Annotated in this window: 14 protein-coding genes; 1 reads left to right on the top strand and 13 read right to left on the bottom strand. The window is 59.7% G+C overall.

The features are described from left to right. Positions 1–842 precede the first annotated feature (842 nt). The 7 genes from H7C86_RS28460 to H7C86_RS28430 all read right to left on the bottom strand — a co-directional run bounded on the left by H7C86_RS28460 (position 843) and on the right by H7C86_RS28430 (position 8,552). Positions 843–1,241, bottom strand: coding sequence for a hypothetical protein (locus H7C86_RS28460; RefSeq protein ID WP_182262701.1), 399 nt, complete (start codon positions 1,239–1,241; stop codon positions 843–845). 378 nt (positions 1,242–1,619) lie between these two features. Further along, positions 1,620–2,258 (bottom strand): PE-PPE domain-containing protein, encoded by a 639-nt coding sequence (locus tag H7C86_RS28455; protein WP_182262700.1) that lies wholly within the window; start codon positions 2,256–2,258, stop codon positions 1,620–1,622. Between the two features lie 204 nt (positions 2,259–2,462). Continuing rightward, entirely contained in the window at positions 2,463–4,598 is a 2,136-nt protein-coding gene (locus tag H7C86_RS28450) for a peptidase domain-containing ABC transporter (protein WP_397517274.1), read from the bottom strand. 23 nt (positions 4,599–4,621) lie between these two features. After that, complete coding sequence (locus tag H7C86_RS28445) at positions 4,622–5,359, bottom strand: TIGR04500 family putative peptide maturation system protein (protein ID WP_182262699.1); 738 nt, start codon at positions 5,357–5,359, stop codon at positions 4,622–4,624. Continuing rightward, on the bottom strand, positions 5,356–6,375 hold the full coding sequence (locus H7C86_RS28440; protein ID WP_182262707.1) for an MvdC/MvdD family ATP grasp protein: 1,020 nt from the start codon (positions 6,373–6,375) through the stop codon (positions 5,356–5,358). Before H7C86_RS28440 ends, H7C86_RS28445 begins: the two co-directional genes overlap by 4 nt. 86 nt (positions 6,376–6,461) lie before the next feature. Continuing rightward, complete coding sequence (locus tag H7C86_RS28435) at positions 6,462–6,620, bottom strand: putative ATP-grasp target RiPP (protein WP_095971880.1); 159 nt, start codon at positions 6,618–6,620, stop codon at positions 6,462–6,464. Between the two features lie 369 nt (positions 6,621–6,989). After that, a complete protein-coding gene (locus H7C86_RS28430) occupies positions 6,990–8,552 on the bottom strand; it encodes a S1C family serine protease (protein ID WP_182262698.1) in 1,563 nt (520 codons plus the stop codon). Between the two features lie 132 nt (positions 8,553–8,684). Here H7C86_RS28430 and H7C86_RS28425 point away from each other — a divergent pair, with 132 nt between their 5' ends. After that, positions 8,685–8,870 (top strand): hypothetical protein, encoded by a 186-nt coding sequence (locus H7C86_RS28425; protein WP_182262697.1) that lies wholly within the window; start codon positions 8,685–8,687, stop codon positions 8,868–8,870. A gap of 217 nt (positions 8,871–9,087) precedes the next feature. Here H7C86_RS28425 and H7C86_RS28420 read toward each other — a convergent pair whose 3' ends face one another. The 6 genes from H7C86_RS28420 to H7C86_RS28395 all read right to left on the bottom strand — a co-directional run bounded on the left by H7C86_RS28420 (position 9,088) and on the right by H7C86_RS28395 (position 19,803). After that, positions 9,088–9,924, bottom strand: a complete 837-nt coding sequence (locus tag H7C86_RS28420) for an alpha/beta fold hydrolase (RefSeq protein WP_182262696.1) — start codon at positions 9,922–9,924, stop codon at positions 9,088–9,090. Positions 9,925–10,018: 94 nt separating this feature from the next. Then, positions 10,019–10,477 (bottom strand): hypothetical protein, encoded by a 459-nt coding sequence (locus H7C86_RS28415; protein WP_182262695.1) that lies wholly within the window; start codon positions 10,475–10,477, stop codon positions 10,019–10,021. A 361-nt stretch (positions 10,478–10,838) separates the two neighbouring features. Then, positions 10,839–13,598, bottom strand: coding sequence for a BTAD domain-containing putative transcriptional regulator (locus H7C86_RS28410; protein ID WP_182262694.1), 2,760 nt, complete (start codon positions 13,596–13,598; stop codon positions 10,839–10,841). A 384-nt stretch (positions 13,599–13,982) separates the two neighbouring features. Next, positions 13,983–14,813: a DUF5602 domain-containing protein gene (locus H7C86_RS28405; protein WP_182262693.1), complete on the bottom strand. Its 831-nt coding sequence runs from the start codon at positions 14,811–14,813 to the stop codon at positions 13,983–13,985. Between the two features lie 56 nt (positions 14,814–14,869). Next, positions 14,870–16,255 (bottom strand): FAD-binding oxidoreductase, encoded by a 1,386-nt coding sequence (locus tag H7C86_RS28400; RefSeq protein WP_182262692.1) that lies wholly within the window; start codon positions 16,253–16,255, stop codon positions 14,870–14,872. A 122-nt stretch (positions 16,256–16,377) separates the two neighbouring features. After that, on the bottom strand, positions 16,378–19,803 hold the full coding sequence (locus H7C86_RS28395) for a BTAD domain-containing putative transcriptional regulator (protein ID WP_182262691.1): 3,426 nt from the start codon (positions 19,801–19,803) through the stop codon (positions 16,378–16,380). Positions 19,804–19,833: the final 30 nt, after the last annotated feature.

Genomic DNA, 19,833 nt, shown 5'->3' with positions numbered 1-19,833 from the left:
GTACGCCGGTAGGCGTCACGGAGAAATCACACCGTCGCCGATCTTCCGCACAGTCACCGGATCGCAAGTGCGCAGCGGAATCGACCCACGCAGATTCGTCGCGGCGACATTTGGTTGCCATCCTCGGGCCTGCGCAAATTTGATAGAGGAAGTATCCCCAGCCTCATCGCGTCGAGAGGTCAAGACTCGTTGCCGTTTTCGGCGATGCGCCGGGCTGGAGGAAATGGGCCAGCCCGACACACCTGACATGCCGATTAACTCCCCAGTCGCGGCATGGGATCGATCCCGGTAGCCCGCCGCTCCGGATGCGTCAGAGCGGCGGGCCGTGCACGTCGATGAGCCCTTGATTTCCCATCGCCGCGCAATTCGTGGCGCCTCGCCGGATCTACAGAGTGACTTGCGTCCCGGCGAGGCAGTGCGACACCAGGACTCGACTTGAATCCGGCGGTCGCAGTGGCAGAATATGTGCACTGAGTGTCGGATACCAGTCTTCGTGAAGTCACAGATACTTGAGTGTTGAACTATCCCCAATTCATCCCCAAAAATTGGGGATGACACCAGACGTCGACTGGACCATAGGCGGCCCGCCGGACATTGTGATGCCAGCCCCCGACGGGCCGTGCATGCCGCCAACCGTCACGGATAGCGGCATGCAGTTCAGGTGGCCCGCCTGATGCTCGTCAGTAACACCGAGGCGGGCCTTGCGCGCCGAGCCGGCGAGGCAAACGCGCACCGGTGATACTACTTCGCGCGGTCCGTGCGCCAACCACGACTCGGACGTTTCGCATTCAGTGCTTGAGCAGATGACGCATACTTCAAGTGCTGGTTTCCGATGTGAAACCTCACGCCGGGTACGCCTGTTGGCTCGCTTGGATATCCGCGAGAGTGTTGATCCGGCGCTGCAGATAGCGGGTGTGGGATCCAAACCACGCGGGCGCCCAAAGCCACGTCATGACCGGTGATACCGTCACGGATGAACTCGCGATCCCATGCGCTTGGTTCAGACGCTTCGCCGTGCGGGAGAGTCCGACGAGTCCGTAGAACGGGATGATCTGCGACCACCAACGCGTCCAACCCTCGCGCTCATTGACCGTGAAGCTTGCAAGTTCGCCGTTGATGCGGTCATACCAGACGAGGTAGTAGATTCCGAAAGTTATGCCAGTCAGCCACCATAATCCCCACGGCCCCTGCTTCCTGATTTGGGTTTGCTGAATCGTCGAGTGGATCCCCTGTTGCGTCATTGCGCTGTCCTTCTAGTCTTTGCCCACGCGTTACTCGGTGGGTGCCAGTTACTCATACCAGACAGACCGGTCGTAACAGATAGTTCGATGAGTCCAATTCCGTCGCTTATGCCAGGCACGCATGTGGTCGACCCGCAATCCTCAGCATTCACCGTTCTTCGAGGCCCCGAAAGCGCGGTTCATGCTTGCCTGCTCGTCTGAAGTTTCGATTTCCAGCCCTCCGAAGCGGCGCTCTCAGTTCGTAGGTTCGTAAGAGATCCCGGCAATCGTCAGCGCCGGTCCGCCGGGGACTGAGACTTGACCACCTGTCAGTGCCGAGGCCCTTCTCAATGGCCCCTCACCTCCGTCGTGATCGACAGCACAACTGGCCTATTCGGTTCAATAGTTGGTGTGCGTGGTCATATAGCCCATGAACGTATCGACGCCCAGCGGTTTCCGTGCATCGCACACCCCGTCTGTCGGGGCACAGACCCAGGTAACTTGAACTACGGAGAATGGTTGCCGTTCGCCCGTGAAGGTGATCCCGCTTGTAGAACGAACCCCGGCGAGTGCGACCTCAATTCCGGCCTCGGGTTGCCGAGGATCTGCGTACAAGATCACCACCACTCGGCTGGCAAGGTCACGGCTTTCCGTAACGAAGCGACCGCTGTCTATGTTGGACGCGACGTCCCCGACAATCCTCGCACCTTGCGAGTATCCGAGTAGAACGAAATTCGAGGATCCCCCGCAGTTTGACTCTTCTTCGGCGATCCGCGCCTCGAGCCTGGAGATTCCGATTGCGACCGATTGGTCGTAGCTTTCCGACCAGCCCCCAATGCCTTTGATCATTCCGCCCGGGTACTCGACGTGCTCAACTCTGTGGGTTTGGTCCCGGTATCGGTCCGCGATCTTGTTCAGTGGTGATGCGGGATCGATACTTGTCGCAGTCCCAGCACCTTTGGTGCCATCGACAGCAAACGTGATCGTCTCAGCGCATCTGGTCGTTGTTGTCGCAAATGCAAATGGGGAAACGATCATTGAGAGCGCGCTGACCACAAAGAACAAAGAGGTGAGTCGCGATCGTATGGACATGATGAACTCCCGACACTGCTGATACAAGACTTCATTTGATCGAGTCGACGAGGCGTCGAATACCTTGCTGCAAAGAACTTCTCATTTGCCGGTGCCGGCGTGAGTGTGCACCGGCAAACGGGACCTCGCGGCAGATGCGAACGGTGGAATCTAACGAACATCTGCCTCTGCTGCACTCTGAAACAGCTGCGCATAGTGACTGTTGCGATCGACAAGGTCACGGTGAGTACCGCGCTCGGTGATACGTCCATCCTGGACAACGAGAATAAGGTCCGCTGAAACGATCGTAGTGAGTCGGTGGGCGATGACAATCCGTGTGATTCCGAGCTTCTCAATGTTTGACACGACAGCATTCTCGGTTTCGCTGTCGAGAGCATTTGTTGCTTCGTCCAGCAGGAGTATCGCTGGATTCGGCAGAATGGCACGTGCAATGGCCACCCGTTGGCGCTGTCCTCCCGACAATCCGTCTCCCTCGCGAAGGACTGTGTCGTATGCCATCGGCATTCGCACGATGTCCGCCTCGATGGCGGCGGTTTTAGCGGCAGACATGATCGCAGTGCGGGTAGCGCCGGGCTGGGATAGTGCGATGTTGTCCGCGATCGTGCCGGTGAAGAGTCCAGCGTTCTGTGTCACGACGCCGAATTGTTTTCGCAGTGAGGTGATTTCGTATTGTGATGCATCGACGCCGTCGAAACGAACACAACCTGCGGTGGGCGGGAACAGCCCGAGGAGGACTCGAGCGAGTGTGCTCTTCCCTGCTCCGGAGCGCCCGACCAGTGCGACTGTGCTACCCGCTGGGATGTCAAGGTCGATGTTCTCGAGGACCCACGGGCTCTCTGCGCTGTAGCGAAACGACACGTCTTGTAGTGAAATGTTTCCCGCGAGTTCAGGTGCAATCACGTTGCCGTCGGCGCTCTCGGTGGGGGCATGGAGGATGTCGCGTATTCGGGACAAGTGTGCAGACGATATCTGTATTCGCTGAGCGGTGCCGGCCAGCGAAGCTGTCGGGATCAGTGCCGCGATGCAGAGAGTGGTGGTGGCGATCATCTGTCCCAAGGTTTGCGAACCGGCCAGTACTTGGGCCGTGCCGACCCAGATCAGCGCAGCGGGTGCAGTCAGTTGTAGCGACGACACGAGAATTTGAACGAATGATTCGATGCGTGCGGATGCGATTGACCGCTGAAGTGAACGATCGAAAAGCTTCAGCCATTTCGCCCCGATCTGCGCCTCAAGCCCCGATGCCTTCACCGTCTCAATCGCGGACACAGATTCGATCAACAATCCGTCGGCTGCCGCACGTGTCGCCAATTCCTGCTTGCTTCTCAAAATGGTGAGGCGGTTGCCGAACGCGATTGCCGCTACTTGCAAGAACATGCAAGCAACGAGGGTCAGTCCTAACTGCCAGGACCGGTCGAAGACCACGAACAGGTACACCAACACGAGTGGTCCGTCGAACAGCGCCGCGATCACCTGCGCACCCAACATTTCTCGGACCGCGACAATAGATCCGATCCGCTGGACGACATCACTGGTCCCACGGCTCAGGAAATACGACAGGGGAAGCCGGAGCAGATGAGCAACCGCCGCACCAGTGAGCTGGCGATCGAGAACGCGGTGCACACGCAGCATCATTTCGAGCCGGACCCAACAAAGGACGAGGTATCCGGTCAGCCCCAATGCCGTCGCGACCAGTACCAGCAAGTGCAGGGACTGATCACGGTCAGGAATGACGCGATCAACCAACATGCCGGACAGAAGCGGCACGCAAATTCCGGCAGCCTGAACCAGTACCGACATGAGTAACAGTGTCAGGAGCGTTCCCCTGTGGCGCCGCAGGTAAGTGAAAATCACCTCACGCGAGAGGAGCGGTTTCGATTCCCGCTCCCGCCGATCGCTTTTGTGGGCGGTCCCACGGGTGTACTCCAGATAAACTCCGCTGTAGTGGTCCTCGAATTCGGACCGGTCGATTGACCTCCTGCCTGACGCCGGGTCGACAATTCGGACCCGCTGTGAGTCCGCATTCTCGACCACCACAAAATGGTTGCCGTCCCAATGAGCGATTCCAGGGAAACCGGTTTTCGCGGCGATGACTTCGGAACCGGGTCGTCCGACGGCCTTCACGTGAAGGCCGAAAGACCGTGACGTGCGCACGAGGGACAACGCACTTGTCCCATCTCGCCCCGCACCCAGCGCATCGGTGATCTCACTCAGCGTTCTCCGGATCCCGTAGTAGCCCAGTATCATTGATATACATGCGGCTCCACAGTCAGCGATTCCTGTTTGCATCTCGGGACGTACACGCTGCGTGATCATCGCGTGGAAGTCGCGATCCCAGCAGTCTTCGCCGATTCTCCCCAGTGCCATTCGATTCTGCATTCTCGTCGTTGGCCGGCGAGCCACCGATCGAAACTGCGTTCGCTTCGTTGATCAGATATGTCAGTTTGCTCCGAATGTCGTTGGCGTAGAGCGGCGACGGACGCCTCGTATGCCACCAGCTGTTCGAGGCTGCGATGATCCAGACCATGTTCGCGCATCCACTGCTGTGTTGCCGCACTGGTGAGAAGGCCTCGGGACCGCCGGAAAGCATCCATCGACCGCTGTAGTTGGTCGTCGGTGAGATGCATTGGTGAGGCTTCCAACTCGGCACGCACCAGGCAGACGTCGATCAGTTTGCGAAGCAACGCAGCCTCCTCCCACAAGATGTCGAGATGCCAGATGGCCTCTTCGACGGAGAGTTCGACTCCGTTGACGGTCAGCAGCGTCGATTCACTTCTCGTGTGGGTGCCGCGCAGAGGCCACGGAATGTTATGTGGTGGTGCCCATGACATGGTCGTGGTCTCACCGTTGTCGGCAATGATCAGCAATGCCCATGCGGTGGAATTGTCAAAGTTATCTCGATGCGGAAGGAATCGAAACTTCGAGGTGGGGTCGAACTCACGCAATAACTGTGCTTCGTGATCGGGATCTACGCTTCCACCGTCCGCGGCGTTCATTCGTTCGAGAGCTCGGTGCGCGAATTCGAGTAGCTCTGCACGTGGCGCGTTCATGTGGGAATCCTCTTTTTCTCCGTTGAGGTTTGAGCGGCCTTCGAGCCGATGAGTAGGTCCGCGATCGCCCGGCTTATCGGCAGTCCGGTCGCGTCCTCGATCCAGAGCCACTGTCCGGACGGATTCACCTCGAGAAAGACATACCGATCATCTGGAGTCAACACCAGATCGATTGCGCCATAACAGAGACCAAATCCGTGGACAAGCTCGCGGCAAAACTGGGCGGTACGTGCGGGTAGCTCATGCGTCGTGTACCGGGTAGTGCTGGAATCGTAGGAGCGCCAATCGATTTTGGTGTGATTGCTCTGTTGGCTGAGAATTTCAGCAGCGAAGACATCCTCCCCTACGACAGTCACCCGGATTTCTGATCGTTTGGCCGCATACTCTTGAATGATCAATGGACACAGCCTCAATGAGGACGTTTCGGCTATGTCGGCCGTTGAGGCAATTTCCGCCATTCGGACCAAGCTGCGCCCTTTGTGAAGTATCCCGGGCATATGGAGTGGCTTGGTAATTACCTGGCCTCGGTGTCGGTACCAGAAATCAAGGAACTCTTCCGAGTCAGTGGTGATCAGCGTCTCAGGAAGGTCGAATCCGATCGAATGTGCACGCGCCAATTGGGTGGTCTTGCGACTCGCGTCGCGGATGTCCGCACGGGATCCCGGCACGGCCAACACGTTCAGGTCGTCCCACGTGGTCGACACGTGTGCTTCGCACTCTTCTTCGATATATGTGCGTATCTCGGGATCGGTAATCGCTGGGTCTGCCTTTGGTGCGCCTGGTCGGCGAAACCACACGCTGTCCACTGCTTCGAGGTCAACCCGACCGCTTGCACCGATAAGAGTTCTGGTCACTCCCCCGTTGCTTGTTATCGAAGTGGTCAACCTCGAGCGTGTCGGGATAATTGCCGGGTCGACTTCGGTGACCAAAGCTCCACGTTCACGAAGGAGGTCAGAGACGTTGTGTGCGTGGCGATCGCCTGGAACGGTCAATACCAGAATGTGCGGAGTATTCATCTGGACCCATGCCTTGTGTAGTTGGCTTGACGGGTCGCGCGTGTGGTGGAGGGATGAAAGCTGCTTCACCACACGCGCGAGTTCGGTCAGAAGTCGTGGTCGCGGCTGGTGGATCCACTTGCGACAATGATGACCTTGCTGGAGCGCCCGATGTCTTCGGACTTCATCCCGCCGCTGATTCCCGCGAGTTGTGATTCATCCAGCTCTGGACCTGACGCGGAAATCTCCTCGATGGAGGTGCGCATAATGTTTGTACCCTTTCTCTATTGCGCCGGTAGGTCCGGCGACTTGTCCGATTCCAGCTGCTGCCCAGTCGTGGCCAGTCACCTACGGAATCGAAGACCGGGTTGAACAACGACCTCCATACCGTCGTACATCCGCAACTTCCGACGAATTGAAGTCGCGCGGCGACGCCGTGTCCTGGAGGTGCGTCGAATGTCTGGCCTGCCCCCTGTGCGGGCCAGAACTGTTGATGTCCTTCGCTCGAGGAGATTGCCGACGGTGCGACGTGGAGGTCTCGTCAGTTGCACGTGCATTCGGAATTCCCGTAAGTGCGACGCTTCTGCGCCTTGCTCCGCTCGGGACCGTAGTGGCTTATAGAGTCACGTGATCGTTCAGAGGCCAACAGAGAAACTGTTCACCACGCGATCAGCTGCCGCGACGTCAGCTTCGCTGTTGGCTTGGACGGCGACAAGCGCAAGGTACCTTCCGCTGTCAGCTTTGGCAGCGACCACGATGTATTTGGCTTTGTCCGGTCCGCAATTCTCCCACGCCTCGAAAAACCCTGTGTGGAGGGCATCTTGGTAGTCCATCCGTCCGCGGGAAGTACACCCAGCCTCTGGTAAACCTTGGGCTGCCCAATTCAGCAACTCCTCAGGTGATGAGTTCGTGACTGCTTCCTCGGAGGCGAGGACTGACGCTCCGACCGCTCCCCACCCATTTTTGTACTGCGCGATGTCGGAACTGACCTCCAGTCCATAGAAACGATTGTTCTTTTCGTCCACGAATTCGGTTCCGTCGAGCTGGGACCACGCGGTGGGCACGTCGACGCTCACCGTTCCGGAATTGTCTGTCACCGTGGCGAATCCGCCCGCACTTGTCGCTTGGGTTGTGCTGGGGTTCGATGTTCCACTGATTCCGGAGCTGACAGTCGTCGTGGGTTTCAGCGGGTCACCGTTGAACTGTCCACGAAGGTACGAATCGGAACTGGGCCGGTAGGCTTCCACTGCGAGTGTGGACTCCTGACCATGTGTTTGAAGCACGCTGCAGTAGTCGGCGAGGGTGCCGTCTGATCCGAGTGAAACCCCTTCCATGCTTGTGAGGAGATCGCCCGGTTCCACTCCGGCCTTGTCCGCAGCGGATCCTGACGCTATCGAGTTCACCCAGACGCCGAGTCCGGCACCACTCTCGTCGACGAGGGCTTCACCGTTGATGCCGAGACTCAGAATGTTCTTGCCGCTCTGAAGTTCCTGTGCGGCTTTCTGGACTTCGTCGCGGTGGATCGCCAGATTCGTATCGTGCTGTTCGTCTCCGGCATAGTTGACGCCGACGAGTTTTCCATCCGGATCCACCAGTGGCCCACCAGAATTGCCGCCGCGGATCCGCGCGTCATGTTCGATCACGTGGTCGAGCGATGCCCACGGAGTGTCAGCGGGAGTGTCCGCTTTGGAGACTATGCCTTTGGTCATCGTGAAGGTGGGATCTCCGAGCGGGAACCCCGCTGCATAGACTTCGTCAGCAGTAGATATCGAGCCTTCGCGAAAACCGATGTACGGCAGATCATTTCCGTCGATTTTCACCACGGCGAGGTCAAGACATTCCGAGGAAGCGACGATGCGAGCGTTGAGAGTCTTGCTCTGGTCACCGTTGCGCCAGACCTTGAGGGTGCCGGCGCCGGTCACCACGTGATTGTTGGTCAATGCGTATCCGTCAGGTGAGATGAGGAACCCTGAACCACGCCCTGCCGCTTCATATCCCCCTTCCGATGGTGAGACGAAGGTTCCGAGGGCTTCGATCTGAATGGTCGCCGACTGAAGATCTCGGAAACCGACGCCATCCGATCCGGCCGCTTGAGATTCGGTTCCAGTTCCGATCGAAAAGGAACACGATGACAACAAAGCGACTGCGGTGGCCGTGGCAACTGCGACACCGAATCGCCTGCCGATGATAGTGAACATTGAGTTTCCTTCTGGTACGCCCCGCATTTCGGTCGGAGGCGAGATGATCGAGACTTCAAATAGATGAACAAGGTTCGGCACGAAAGCCGCTGAGTTCGTCAACAAACCTCGGTACGGTTGCGGACGCCCCGAATGAGTGCGAACGCTGCCTTTCGTAAACACGTTCACGTCTACGTTCTGATACTTGCGACGTTCGCGGAGTTCCGGCCGAATGCCGTCGACATGGGGGTCATGGTGGTGAGGACCACTGCACGCGTCGCCGCAATCTCGCTGATGCTGGCGGCACAGCGCTCGATGGCGCGGCGTTTGTCGTACTGATCGGTGCATTCACAGTCGGTCCTGGATTGTCGTTGAATGTCTACTTGCCATACTCTGCGCTGCCGTGCTTGGAAGATATCGGGCGAAGTTCTTGGACATCGCGTGGAAATCCACGAAACGGCATCCGACAGCCGCGGTGATAGTCCTCTCGCACGTCCCCTCTCACAGCGCCGCTGATCTGGGGAGACCCGCTCCGCACATCACACCGCGACACGTTTTATTGTGCTTCCTGTTTGCTCCAGAATTCGATCAGCAACTCGACAAGACGCTCGGGCTGCTCGAGGGGAATGAGGGTGCGCGAGTTGTCGATGACCGCCACTTCCGCATTACGACATAGTTCCGCGGTAGCTCGGGCCTGTGTCGGCGTAAGTTCACCGCGATCGTCGGTGGCAACAATGAGAATCGGTAACGCCGAACGCGCTGCGTGTTTCGACAGGTCCGAACGTCGCACGATGAACGATCGCGTCGTGTTCGCCAAGCTTCGGCCTCCCGCGCGGCGCACAGCCGAATTGATGTATCCCACTGTTGCAGCATCGGCGCGGAAGTCATCGGTGAGTTGCGCATTCGCGATCTTGCGCCGAAGAAGCGATATCGGCCCCAAAAATCGAAGTACGTAGCTGAGAATCTCGAGCTTGACGCGCTCCCCTGTGGGCAATGGAAGGGCGGGCGCACTCACCGTCGTGAGTGTTCGCAGGCGGTCGGCGAAGGTTCCGGCGAGGTGATATCCGATGTGCCCGCCCCAGGCGTTTCCCACCCAGTCGACCGGATCCTCGACACCTGCGGCGTCGAGGAGTTCGATCGCAGCCTGCGCACACTCTGCGATTGACGTGACTCTGTGGAGTGGGTCGCTGCCGCCGTAGCCTGGACCGTCGACTATCAGTATCCGGCGATCGTGCGGTAGCAGCGGAATGACTCGATCCCAACTGGTCGAATCCACGAACATGCTGTGCCACAAGACTGTCACTGGACCAGAGGTAGATCCGACTTGCCGAAAAGCTATGTTGCCAAGTCTGGTCGACGCAAGGGTGGGTGCAGGCGTTGAATTGGTGGTCATGATGGAAAGCTATCGCTGGAGAGGAGACTGTCTCCCGGCAGATTTGAGGCTGCAATGTTTCTGCAATCCCCGTGATCAGCGATGGGGTTGCCAGTCAACTCTCCGCGTTGGCGCTCACGGCAATGACCGCCGAGGGCGAAGGAGACGGTGAGATACCGCGGCACGCCCGCTTCCACAGCAGAAGGCAGGAACCCAACATGACGAGACCGACTAGTGGATGCAACCCGAGTATCAACGTGCCTGCCCACTTGATGGTCCCCGAGGTCGTCGGCCCGCCTGACAGCCACAGGTTGAGCGCGAAGAGTGCGAACTCGACAAGAACCCCGAGGAGCGGAGCGGCAGCAAGGAACACGGTGACTCGATCAACCCTCATGAGCAGACATATCGCAACTGCCAACAAAGACAACGACGGCAGGACGATCGTTCCGACGATTTCGTGAGCTGCGTAGCGTCCGGTGGCTGCCGTACTGAAGGTGCCCACTGCGGCCAGGTAGAACTGCACGAGCACTGCACAGGTCAAGGTTGTGGCCACTCCGAACAGAATTTTGGGCATGGTTGGTCTCCGTTCTACGTGTATCGAGGTTTACCGCTGCGCTAAGGCGCGCAACATAGGATCACGGGCGGAATGCATCAGTGTTACAACGGAATTCCATGGCACCGATGTGGTGAAACCGTGGTCAATCGCGCCGTCGCGATGGTGGCTAGAATCTGGATACAGCCCCGTACAAGGGATTACACATCCCGAGCACCGAGCTGCACAACGAAGAGTGTTCCTGCGGCTGTTCGAGCGATGTGAAGGATTTCGCATTCACGTTGATACTCAGCAGCGGGTTCTTCATCCTCGACCGAGCGTAGGTGAGTGTGATCCCGGCACAACCGCCAATTGGCATCCCGCAATACTTCTGCAACGTATGTCAGGTCGCTAGGGAGTCCAGCATGCTCACGGCCGCGCTCAGCGACATGTTTCGGCCGGCGCTTTGCGCCTGACGCCACTGGTCCGCAGTTAGGCATTGCCGTATACGCGCGAGATATCGTGCCGAGTCTTCGGGTTCAGTGACAAGCGGGTCGAAGTTGTAGGCCTTTCCCAGCCTTCCTACGACCGAATGCAGCACTGCCCCTTCGTAATGCTTCTCCATCAAGGCAGCTGCGCCGATCGACTGGTGAAGGGTTGCCATCGTCGACGTCGGGTCATTGTCGGCGAAAGCCCTGGCCGCAAGCGGCGCCAAGCGCGTAATGGCATCGGAACCGCGACCCAGATCGATCAGAATCTTCGATGCGATACCAACTGCGGGAATCAGTGCCCATCCGTGTCCAGAGTGTCGTGCCAGCCGTTCCGCTTCAGAGAGGGTCTCGAGTGCACGCGCGGGGTGACCGAGTGAACGTTGCACCTGTCCGCACGTGACGAAGATTTCGCTGCGCGCCCAGGGCTCGGCATCTGACGCATATTCGAATGCACTGTCCATCAGTATCTTTGCTTCTTGCAAATCTCCGAACAGCGCTTCCCAGTACGACATGAAACCCAACGAAGCAGCTGTCAGGTTGCGATCATCAGCAATCGTGGCGTACCTGGAACAATCGACCGCATATCGGCGAGCATTCGCTATGTCCCCAGACATGTACGACAGAACGCATCCAGCGTGCAGCACGCGAGCACGCTCCCCATCGACGGCACGACCGTGATCGTCTTTCGCGGAGAGTAATGCTCTGTCCAACCACTGCCTGCCTTCGGTCAACACGCCTCGGCGCACCCAGTGCCACCCCTGCCCGCCGGCGAGCCTGAGCGCGTCGTATCCCTGTTCAGACGTGATTGCGCCGTCCAGTGCTCGGAGCAGATCCGGGCGCATCACCTCCACGATATCGTGAGCTACCGGGGCGGCATGTGAGAACATCTGAGGCGCAAGAGAATGAACGGTCGCTGCGAACCATTCTCGGTGTCGGTTGTACCAGCTTTCCTCCTCGGCGATCGGCAGGGATCGCGCAAAAGACTTGGTCGATTCGAGCAGTTTGAACGCTCGCGTGCCCTGGCTACTGGTCTCGACCGCCAGCAACGACTTCTGCACCAAACTGGCCACCAGATCTTGGACTGAACATCCGTCAGGAACGCGACAAATTCCTGCAACGGCCTCGGCAGTGACTGGTCCTTGAAATCGTCCGATCTGAGCGAGGAGGTCGCGTTCAGGACTGCCCAAGAGATCGACACTCCACTCGACTGTGCTGCGCATGGAGTGATGTCTGGTAGTGGTCGACGCGAAAGACCAGGATTCACCGGGTCTTTCATGTATCGAATGGAGTATCTCGGACATCGATTGGACGGATAGTCGTGCTGCCGCGAGTTCTATGGCGAGGGGAAGCCCATCCAGCAGTGTGCACAGATTCCGGATACGAGCGATGTCTGACGGGTCTCGGAACCCTGGTCGCGCATCGTCCCCGCGGCAGATGAACAGTTCAACCGCATCACCGAGGCTGTCACCGAGCATCGGGTCGATCGAGATCACGCGTTCACCGGCAATGCACAATGGTTCGCGGCTGGTCACCATGATCGCCAACCCCGAACACCGTGCCAGCAATTCTTGGCATAACGCGGTGACCGCCGCCCGCACATGCTCTGCGTTGTCAAGGACCAGGAGATTTCGGCCGTCGGAGAGCCTGTCACTGATTGCTTCCATCGAAGGCACCGGGACACGCAGGAGTTGGGCAAGTGCAGAGACCAATTCGCGTTCCCCAGTCAACGGGGCCATTTCGAGCATCCACTGTGCATCGTCCACCACATCACGGATTCGGCGGGTACTTTCAACCGCCAGACGTGTCTTGCCCACCCCTCCACTACCGGTCAATGTGACCAGCCGAGCACGCGATCTGGCCACCTCGATGGCCTCGAGTTCATGACGTCTTCCCACGAAACCTGTCAAAGGCAGAGGCAGGCCATGCCGCTCGATCTCGCTTCGCCCCAACGGCGCCGCAGCCACCGACGATGAGTGACGAACCACGTCGCTCCGCAGTTCAGCCAACTCCGGCGGCAGATCGAGACCGAATTCCTCAGCCGTTCGGCGGCGGTACGTGTCGATCGTCGCGAGCGCATCACCCGTTCTACCCGCTCGCGACTGAGCACGCGCCAGCAGGATCACCGGTTGGTCGTGGGCGCAGTTCTCGTTCACAAGCGGTTGTAATGTCGCGATAGCCCCGAGATAGTCCCCCGCCTCCAATCTCAAACGCCCCAAAAGCTCTGTCCCAATTCGGTGCTGAGCCTTCAACTTCTCAGTCCATTCAGCTACGAACGGAATGCCGGTCAAATCGTCGAACAACTTCCCAGTCCACAATCTTTCAGCGGTCTCGAGTACGCCCAACGAACGATCGCGGATCCCGGCCTCGGCCGCCGAAGTGAAGGCGTGCACATCGACACTGTCGACACCCAGCAACGCATACCCGCCACGGCCACCGGCAAGCTGCTCTCCGAGCAGATTGTGCAACCGAGAGATGTGGGCGCGCAAAGAAGCAATCGCTGACGGAGGTGGGGATACCCACAACGCCTCGATCAATTCTCCAGCTGGAAGCCGATGCCCGGAAGACAATGCAAGTCGAGCAACGATAGCCCTGGGAATACGACCGCCGAGCGGAACAATCGCCCCGTCGACCCGCACGACCACCGGGCCGAACAACTGCACGTTCAGAGACATAGCGGCAAATCTAACGTCAAACCACAACGATGAGAAGATGCACACTTGCAATGCGCAACCACTATCTACCCCAGGATGTAGATAGGTCCACTCTGATCGCATTTGACCCGTCCCGATCCACTTCACCAAGAGCGAAAGTGCGTGAGTGCAGCGACCCGAAAAGTGCGAGCTTGCCACAACAATCCGCGTTCAATGCGAACGGGTCTGCTGCACGATCCGGTGATTTCCTGAATCGTGCAGCTGACCCATCAGCGCTCTCAGGGTCCACCGGAACCCCAACGACACTTACCGTGGTGCACTTATGCATGCACGCTGCCACTCGAGTTCGACGGACCATTTCGCAACTACATCAAGTGGACGATGGGCCGAACGAGGATGGTCTCGTCATGATGCCTCGCGCATCGTCAGGCCGGACAGTGCGATGACGTAGTCGCCTGATTGATCGTCGAAACCGACGGAGTAGGTGGTCGGGTAGTAGCCGGTCCGTTGATACGACGCGGGCTGGCGCACTTCTTCTCGAATAGCGGGCTTCGTAAGCATCCATTCCCGTGTCATCATCGGTTCGATGAACGTGAATTCGCCATCCCATGACCCGTTCAGAAGGACCTCGGTGAAGTCGAATGATCCTGGAATCGCTCCGTCCGCGACGTCGGTCCAGTGCATGCCCATGAAGGGAACCGTGTTCTCGGCAGCGGGACCGGGCGGTGGAACGTATCCTTGCGGAACGTACCGCGGCTCGGGCAGTTTGGCTGCGCGCTCAGCGAAATCCGCCGCGGCCGGGTCGATATCGTGCTCGACATCCGTCATGTAGAAGTGCATGTCGAAATGCGGTTTGCCGAACAGAATCTCCGGATCGTGACCGTGCGGGTTCCAGTCGAGCATCACATGATCGAATCCGGTCTCTGGTGCATTCGCCGGCAAGTCCATCATGAGCATCGTCATGGTCGCCTCAGGTCCGTCAGGGAGTCCCTCGAGTGCGGATTCGGAGATGCGGATACCGATTTCGTTCGGATTCCCCGAATCGTCGACTGTGACATAGGTCTTGGCGCTTCCTTGTCCCAGGGCGGTTTCAGACCCGACGAGGACGTCAGCTCCGTGCTGGTGCGCGTTCTCGGATCCTTGAGCCCGCGGCGTAGATGCGTCGCTGCATCCCACGACCGCTAGTGCGGTCACGAGCGAGATTCCGAGGGCAGCTGCGGTTCGTACAGCATGCATGTTCATTCCTGTCGACAGTGGTCGGTGTGTTGCGAAGCTGGGACGTTGCCGCATTGTCATCGGATCTGACGCATGACCTGACCCACACGCAGTACACCGTCGGGATCGTGTTCGTTGCCCAGAGCGCTGAGCCAGTGGGCGGTGTCCTCGTCGTAGGTTCGGGCGATCTGATCGGGGTCGTCGCTGGGTGCGAAGTTGGGCAGGGCGCGCCCGGTGGTCCAGGGCGCCATCACCCGGTCGATCCGCTGGGAATGGCCGACGACGGCGTCCGCGGAGGGCGGAACGAGAACTCCCGCAACCATTAGCGCGAAACTGGCATCTCGATGACAGAAGGCGCTGCGGTGCTTCGGTTCCCGAGCCAGGGCGCCACCCAAAAGACGTAATTCGATGACAGTTTGTGGGGACTGAGATCCGGGTCCGGCGACCGAGAGCAGCGTGTCGACGGCCTCGTGCGACAGTTCGGTGGTCAGCACAGTTGATTCGTGTGTCGGCATCGGGTCGATGGGATCAGCGTGCACTGCCGCGATGGCCGCATACGGAAAAACGCCGACGGCGTCGATCAACGGTGTTGCTACCGAACGAATTCGGTTGATGATCTGTTCGGCCTCACCTTCGTCGGCGAGGCTGGCGAACCTGACCGCAAAGGTCAGTCTTCCGGCCAGTGGCGGCGGAACCTGCGGCAGCGGTGGGAGTTGCAGAAATGCGACAGAGGTGGAACTGTGCTCAGGAAGATCGGCGCACCAGTCCAGCCACGCGTGTGCCACTCTTGCCGCATCCGCTCCATCGAAATAGAGTGCACCGCCGTAGAAGTGTGTGATCGGCATGAGGTCGATCTCGATCGTGGTGACGATGCCCAGAGTTCCCTTGCCGCCGCGTAGCCCCCAGAACAGTTCGGCATGCTCGTCCGGAGTAACGTGAATGAGTTCGCCGCTGCCGGTAACGATGTCGAACGAACGGACGTGATCGGACGACAGGCCGTACGTACGCACCATGGGTCCGATACCGGCGCCGGTGAGGAACCCGGCGACACCGACGGTGGCCGACGAGCCTGCCAACGGCGCCAATCCGTGCGGCGCGGCGGCGTCGATGACGTCCTGCCAGATCAGTCCTGCTCCAATTCGGGCAGTGCGCGTTTCGGGATCGACGATGCACTCTGTCAGCTTGCCGGTATGCACGAGCAGAACGTCATTGCCGAGAGGTACCGCGCCGTGCCCGGTTCGTTGCACGGCGACGCGGAGGTCGTTCCTTGCCGCGAATCGCATGGTAGCGGCGATGTCCTGCGCACTCTCGACTGCCACCACGGCACACGGGTTGACCGGTACGGCCACGTTCCACGGAGTTGCGAGTTCGTATCCCGCCTCGCCGGGCAACGCGACAGATCCGGTCACCTCTGCGCGCAACGATTCGAGCGCAGTGTCGAGCATGGGAGTCTGTAGATTCATCGGAAGTCCTTTCCTCGGCCCGTTTTCGGGAATGAAGAAAGGATGTCCGAGAGTGCTTGGCTGATTCTTGACTCGGCTTTGTCACCCTATCCAAGCGACGTCCAAGGTCAAGAGGCCCTCCCTCACACCAGCATCGAGCGCGCAAAAGTAGCAAGGCCGTGCATACCACGTTGCTCGGACTCCGCCGCGATCTCGGCAATAGCGCGATCTCGAGCGACCGATCCAGCCTGAAGTTGGGCGCGCAATAAGCGGCATCGCAGCAGTGTGGGGGGACTCGATGTTCGTCTGGCGATACCTTCCGCCTGATCGAGCAATACCGTCGCCATGTCCGGGCGACCCTGCATCGCATGCAGGCGGGCGACGACTTCCGCGACCGATCCGATAACGCCCACCTGCCCCACCGTGGCTATGCGGTCCACGAACGGTGTGAGGAGTTCGACGAACGACTCGGCGTACTCGCCGAGTTCCAGGTCCGCGACAACACGGGCGATCAACGTCTGGTGGCCTAACGTCGTCCACGTGACTGGACCGGACTTTGCACACCAAAGGCTGATCTCGAAAGCTGCCCTTTCTCGTTCTCCCCTGGCACCGGCGATCGCGATACTCCACGAGTCCGGCTCGACGATTCCGGGGTCGGCGTCTGCGAGTGTGCCGTACTCCCACTCCAGCGTGTTGAAGGCCAAACCTGCACTCCCCGCGGTGTACAGCTCGGTTTGAAGGTGGATCTGCCGAGCGGTGTTGAACTGCCGCTTGGTCTCCTCGAAATCGCCGTGCCATGCCGCGAGAGTCGCTTCCATCCAACGCAGTTGGACCCTGAGCACAGGTAATCGCAGAACATCGCACCCGATAATTCCCTGCCGAACGTGCATCGCTGCTGCATCGACATCCGCGAGATTCATCCGCGTCATACTCGCCACTGTGTGGGCGATGACCTCGTCGGATCGTGATTGTTGATGAGCCAACTCGAACAGTTCCTCGAGAAGTTCGACTGATTCGTGGCTATGCGTCGCAACTCCGGAGTACAGCAGAATCCGCCCCAAGAGGGCATCGGCGATCACGTCCGAATCGCCCACTTCCCGGGCCATCTCGAGCGCCCGGGAGCTCAGGGAATCGGGAACCGTCGAGTCCGGGTGATAGCAACTCCCGACAGCCAATGCGGCAAGAACGCGGGCGTGCGCCGTTTGATCGGACACGACGAAAGGCTCCAAGCCGGCAAGACGTTCGAGGAGCGGGCCGGGGTCCTTGCCGTAGGAAACCCAGGGCCACGCGCCTGCAGCGCGCAGCAGCGCAGCCGCCAAGCGTCCGACAGCCGAAGTGCGCTCTTCCCGAACCGCTTCGAGGAGACCGGCATTGACGACATCGAGAACCGTCTGCCCTCGCCCGGCCCGTGCAAGTGCCTCGACCCTGGCGACCAACAGATCATCCCGAGCATCAATCGACTGTAGGGACGCAGGTAGCAGATCGAACGCACGGACAGCAGCCTCCCACCACTGGGCGGCGGATTCAGAACTCCATCGCTCAGCCGCTTGCCGCGCTGCAGCCGAGCACGCCTCCAGCACCACTCCAGGATCGACCAGGGGAAGGGCAGACAGCAGATGCTGTGCGCGCCGACTCAATCCATCCGGATCGGACGAATCTGCAAGCACGTCGGCTACGCGAGCGTGAATACGCTGACGACGAAGCGCAGGTATCGCACCGAGAACTTCATCGCGAAGAAGCCCGTGCGCGAAAACGTAGCCCCCGATTGCGGGGTCCGCAACGATAATCCGTTCGTCTGCAGCGTCGTCGAGATAGTCAGCCAACGTGTCCACATCGAGCCGGGTCGCAGCAGTCAACGTACCCATCTCGATGCTCTCACCTATGACAGCCGCGACGCGAAGGACCTGCAACACTGCCGGTTCCACCGCAGCAAGTCTGCGCCCGAGCACCGAGCGGACGGCCATCGGGATCCCTCCGTCAAGGCGTTCGTCGCGAGGAAGCCTGGCGTACTCCGAGACAAACAACGGGTTGCCACCTGTTCGCTCAGCCAGAATCCGCACTTCCGTCTCATCGAGTTGCTCCCCCGACACACAACTGGCCAGCCGAGCTACCTCCGTCTGGGCCAGTGCCGGCACAACGACGTGCCGATTCCCGTCACCATGAAGAATCGCATCCACCAGTCGTCGAACATTCGGTCCGGCCTCCGTGTCGCGGAGAGTCAGCACGAACCAGACTGATTCCCTACGCAGCGCACCCACCAAGTACGTCAAACAGCGAAGCGTCGTGGGATCGGCCCACTGAATGTCGTCGATCACCACCACTAGCACAGGCACGTTCGCCGCCGCAGACTCGATGGCCGTCAGCACGCGTTCGTAGACAGCGAATCTGGCCTCGTCCGGTTCCACATCGGTCGGCAACGAGAGCACCGCGTCAGCATCGGTCCCCAACTCTCCCAGTATTCGGCGAATCGGCCACCATGCCGGAGCCCCATCGTCCTCCACGCACCGTGCCCACACTGCGACCCCGCCAATCGAAGCCACCCGGGCGTCGCACTCCTCCGCGAGCCGAGTCTTGCCGATACCCGCCGGACCCGTCAGAGCTAGCCAACGAGGCGCGCCGGTGCGAACCTGATCGAGCATCTGGTCAACCGCACCGACCTCCGATCCCCGCCCGACAAATGCGCGCGCTGAATCGACGTCCGGACCTTCCACGACCGCAGATTCAGGCGCAGGCACCGAAATCATTCCCGCACCTGACCATCCCGGAATTCGCGGCCACGCAGCAAGGCCAGGCTCGTGTCGCAGAATCCCGCCCTGAAGTGCTGTCAGTTCTCCGCCGGGTTCGAGGCCTAGTTCGGTGTCCAACCTCGCCGCATGCACCCGGAACTGTTCCAAGGCTTCTGGGGACCGTCCGGCCTGATGGAGCGCCACCATTCTCAGCCAGCAGGTCCGGTCTCGGAACGGGTACTCGCTGCACAACTGCGCGGCTTCGACCAACGCCGGAGCCAGGCGCCCGAGAGCAAGAAGTGCCGTTATCCGGGTCTCACGACATTCGGTTCGCACCTCCTCGAATGCCGCGGCCTCCACCTCCACCCAATGCTCGTCACACAAATCCTCGAGCAACTGTCCACGAACCGAGGCGAGGGCGCGGTCAGCGATCGTCAATGCCTCCTGCCACTGCCCGTCCTCTGCGCGTTGTCGCGCGGTTTCGGCGTCGTCGAGAAACACCGACAGATCGACTTCGGCGGCAGAGATATCCAGAACGTAGCCAGGCGATTGACGCACTATCGGTGACGCCGCACCGGTTTCGACGCGCAGCGCTCGGCGCAGATTGGAGATGTATGCCTGGATGCTTGCCATCGCGCTGGCAGGTGCTTCGTCGTGCCAGAGAGCGTCGATCAGCCGGTCGGTGGAGACGACGCGTCCACGATTGAGAAGCAGAACGGCGAGAACTGTCCGCTGCTTCTTCGGACCCAGATCCACAACAAGCTCACTGACAGCGGGACCACCCGGCTCACTGTGCGTCGAAGCACGGCACACCTCCAACGGTCCGAGAAGTCGATAGATCACGCGTCGCTCCTAGCCCAGTTCGACATCAAA

Source organism: Rhodococcus sp. UFZ-B548, assembly GCF_903819475.1.
Lineage (GTDB): Bacteria > Actinomycetota > Actinomycetes > Mycobacteriales > Mycobacteriaceae > Rhodococcus_F > Rhodococcus_F erythropolis.
Note: the sequence above shows the minus strand (reverse complement) of the source record. Positions and strands in the feature narration are given on the sequence as shown.

Bases quoted from the DNA above. Each gene is read 5' to 3' on its own strand.
- H7C86_RS28410 (WP_182262694.1), bottom strand. From the start codon at position 13,598: ATGTCTCTGAACGTGCAGTTGTTCGGCCCGGTGGTCGTGCGGGTCGAC.
- H7C86_RS28445 (WP_182262699.1), bottom strand. From the start codon at position 5,359: ATGAACGCGCCACGTGCAGAGCTACTCGAATTCGCGCACCGAGCTCTC.
- H7C86_RS28420 (WP_182262696.1), bottom strand. From the start codon at position 9,924: ATGACCACCAATTCAACGCCTGCACCCACCCTTGCGTCGACCAGACTT.
- H7C86_RS28405 (WP_182262693.1), bottom strand. From the start codon at position 14,813: ATGCATGCTGTACGAACCGCAGCTGCCCTCGGAATCTCGCTCGTGACC.
- H7C86_RS28400 (WP_182262692.1), bottom strand. From the start codon at position 16,255: ATGAATCTACAGACTCCCATGCTCGACACTGCGCTCGAATCGTTGCGC.
- H7C86_RS28425 (WP_182262697.1), top strand. From the start codon at position 8,685: ATGAGTGCGAACGCTGCCTTTCGTAAACACGTTCACGTCTACGTTCTG.
- H7C86_RS28450 (WP_397517274.1), bottom strand. From the start codon at position 4,598: ATGCAAACAGGAATCGCTGACTGTGGAGCCGCATGTATATCAATGATA.
- H7C86_RS28455 (WP_182262700.1), bottom strand. From the start codon at position 2,258: ATGATCGTTTCCCCATTTGCATTTGCGACAACAACGACCAGATGCGCT.
- H7C86_RS28440 (WP_182262707.1), bottom strand. From the start codon at position 6,375: ATGAATACTCCGCACATTCTGGTATTGACCGTTCCAGGCGATCGCCAC.
- H7C86_RS28430 (WP_182262698.1), bottom strand. From the start codon at position 8,552: ATGTTCACTATCATCGGCAGGCGATTCGGTGTCGCAGTTGCCACGGCC.
- H7C86_RS28460 (WP_182262701.1), bottom strand. From the start codon at position 1,241: ATGACGCAACAGGGGATCCACTCGACGATTCAGCAAACCCAAATCAGG.
- H7C86_RS28435 (WP_095971880.1), bottom strand. From the start codon at position 6,620: ATGCGCACCTCCATCGAGGAGATTTCCGCGTCAGGTCCAGAGCTGGAT.
- H7C86_RS28415 (WP_182262695.1), bottom strand. From the start codon at position 10,477: ATGCCCAAAATTCTGTTCGGAGTGGCCACAACCTTGACCTGTGCAGTG.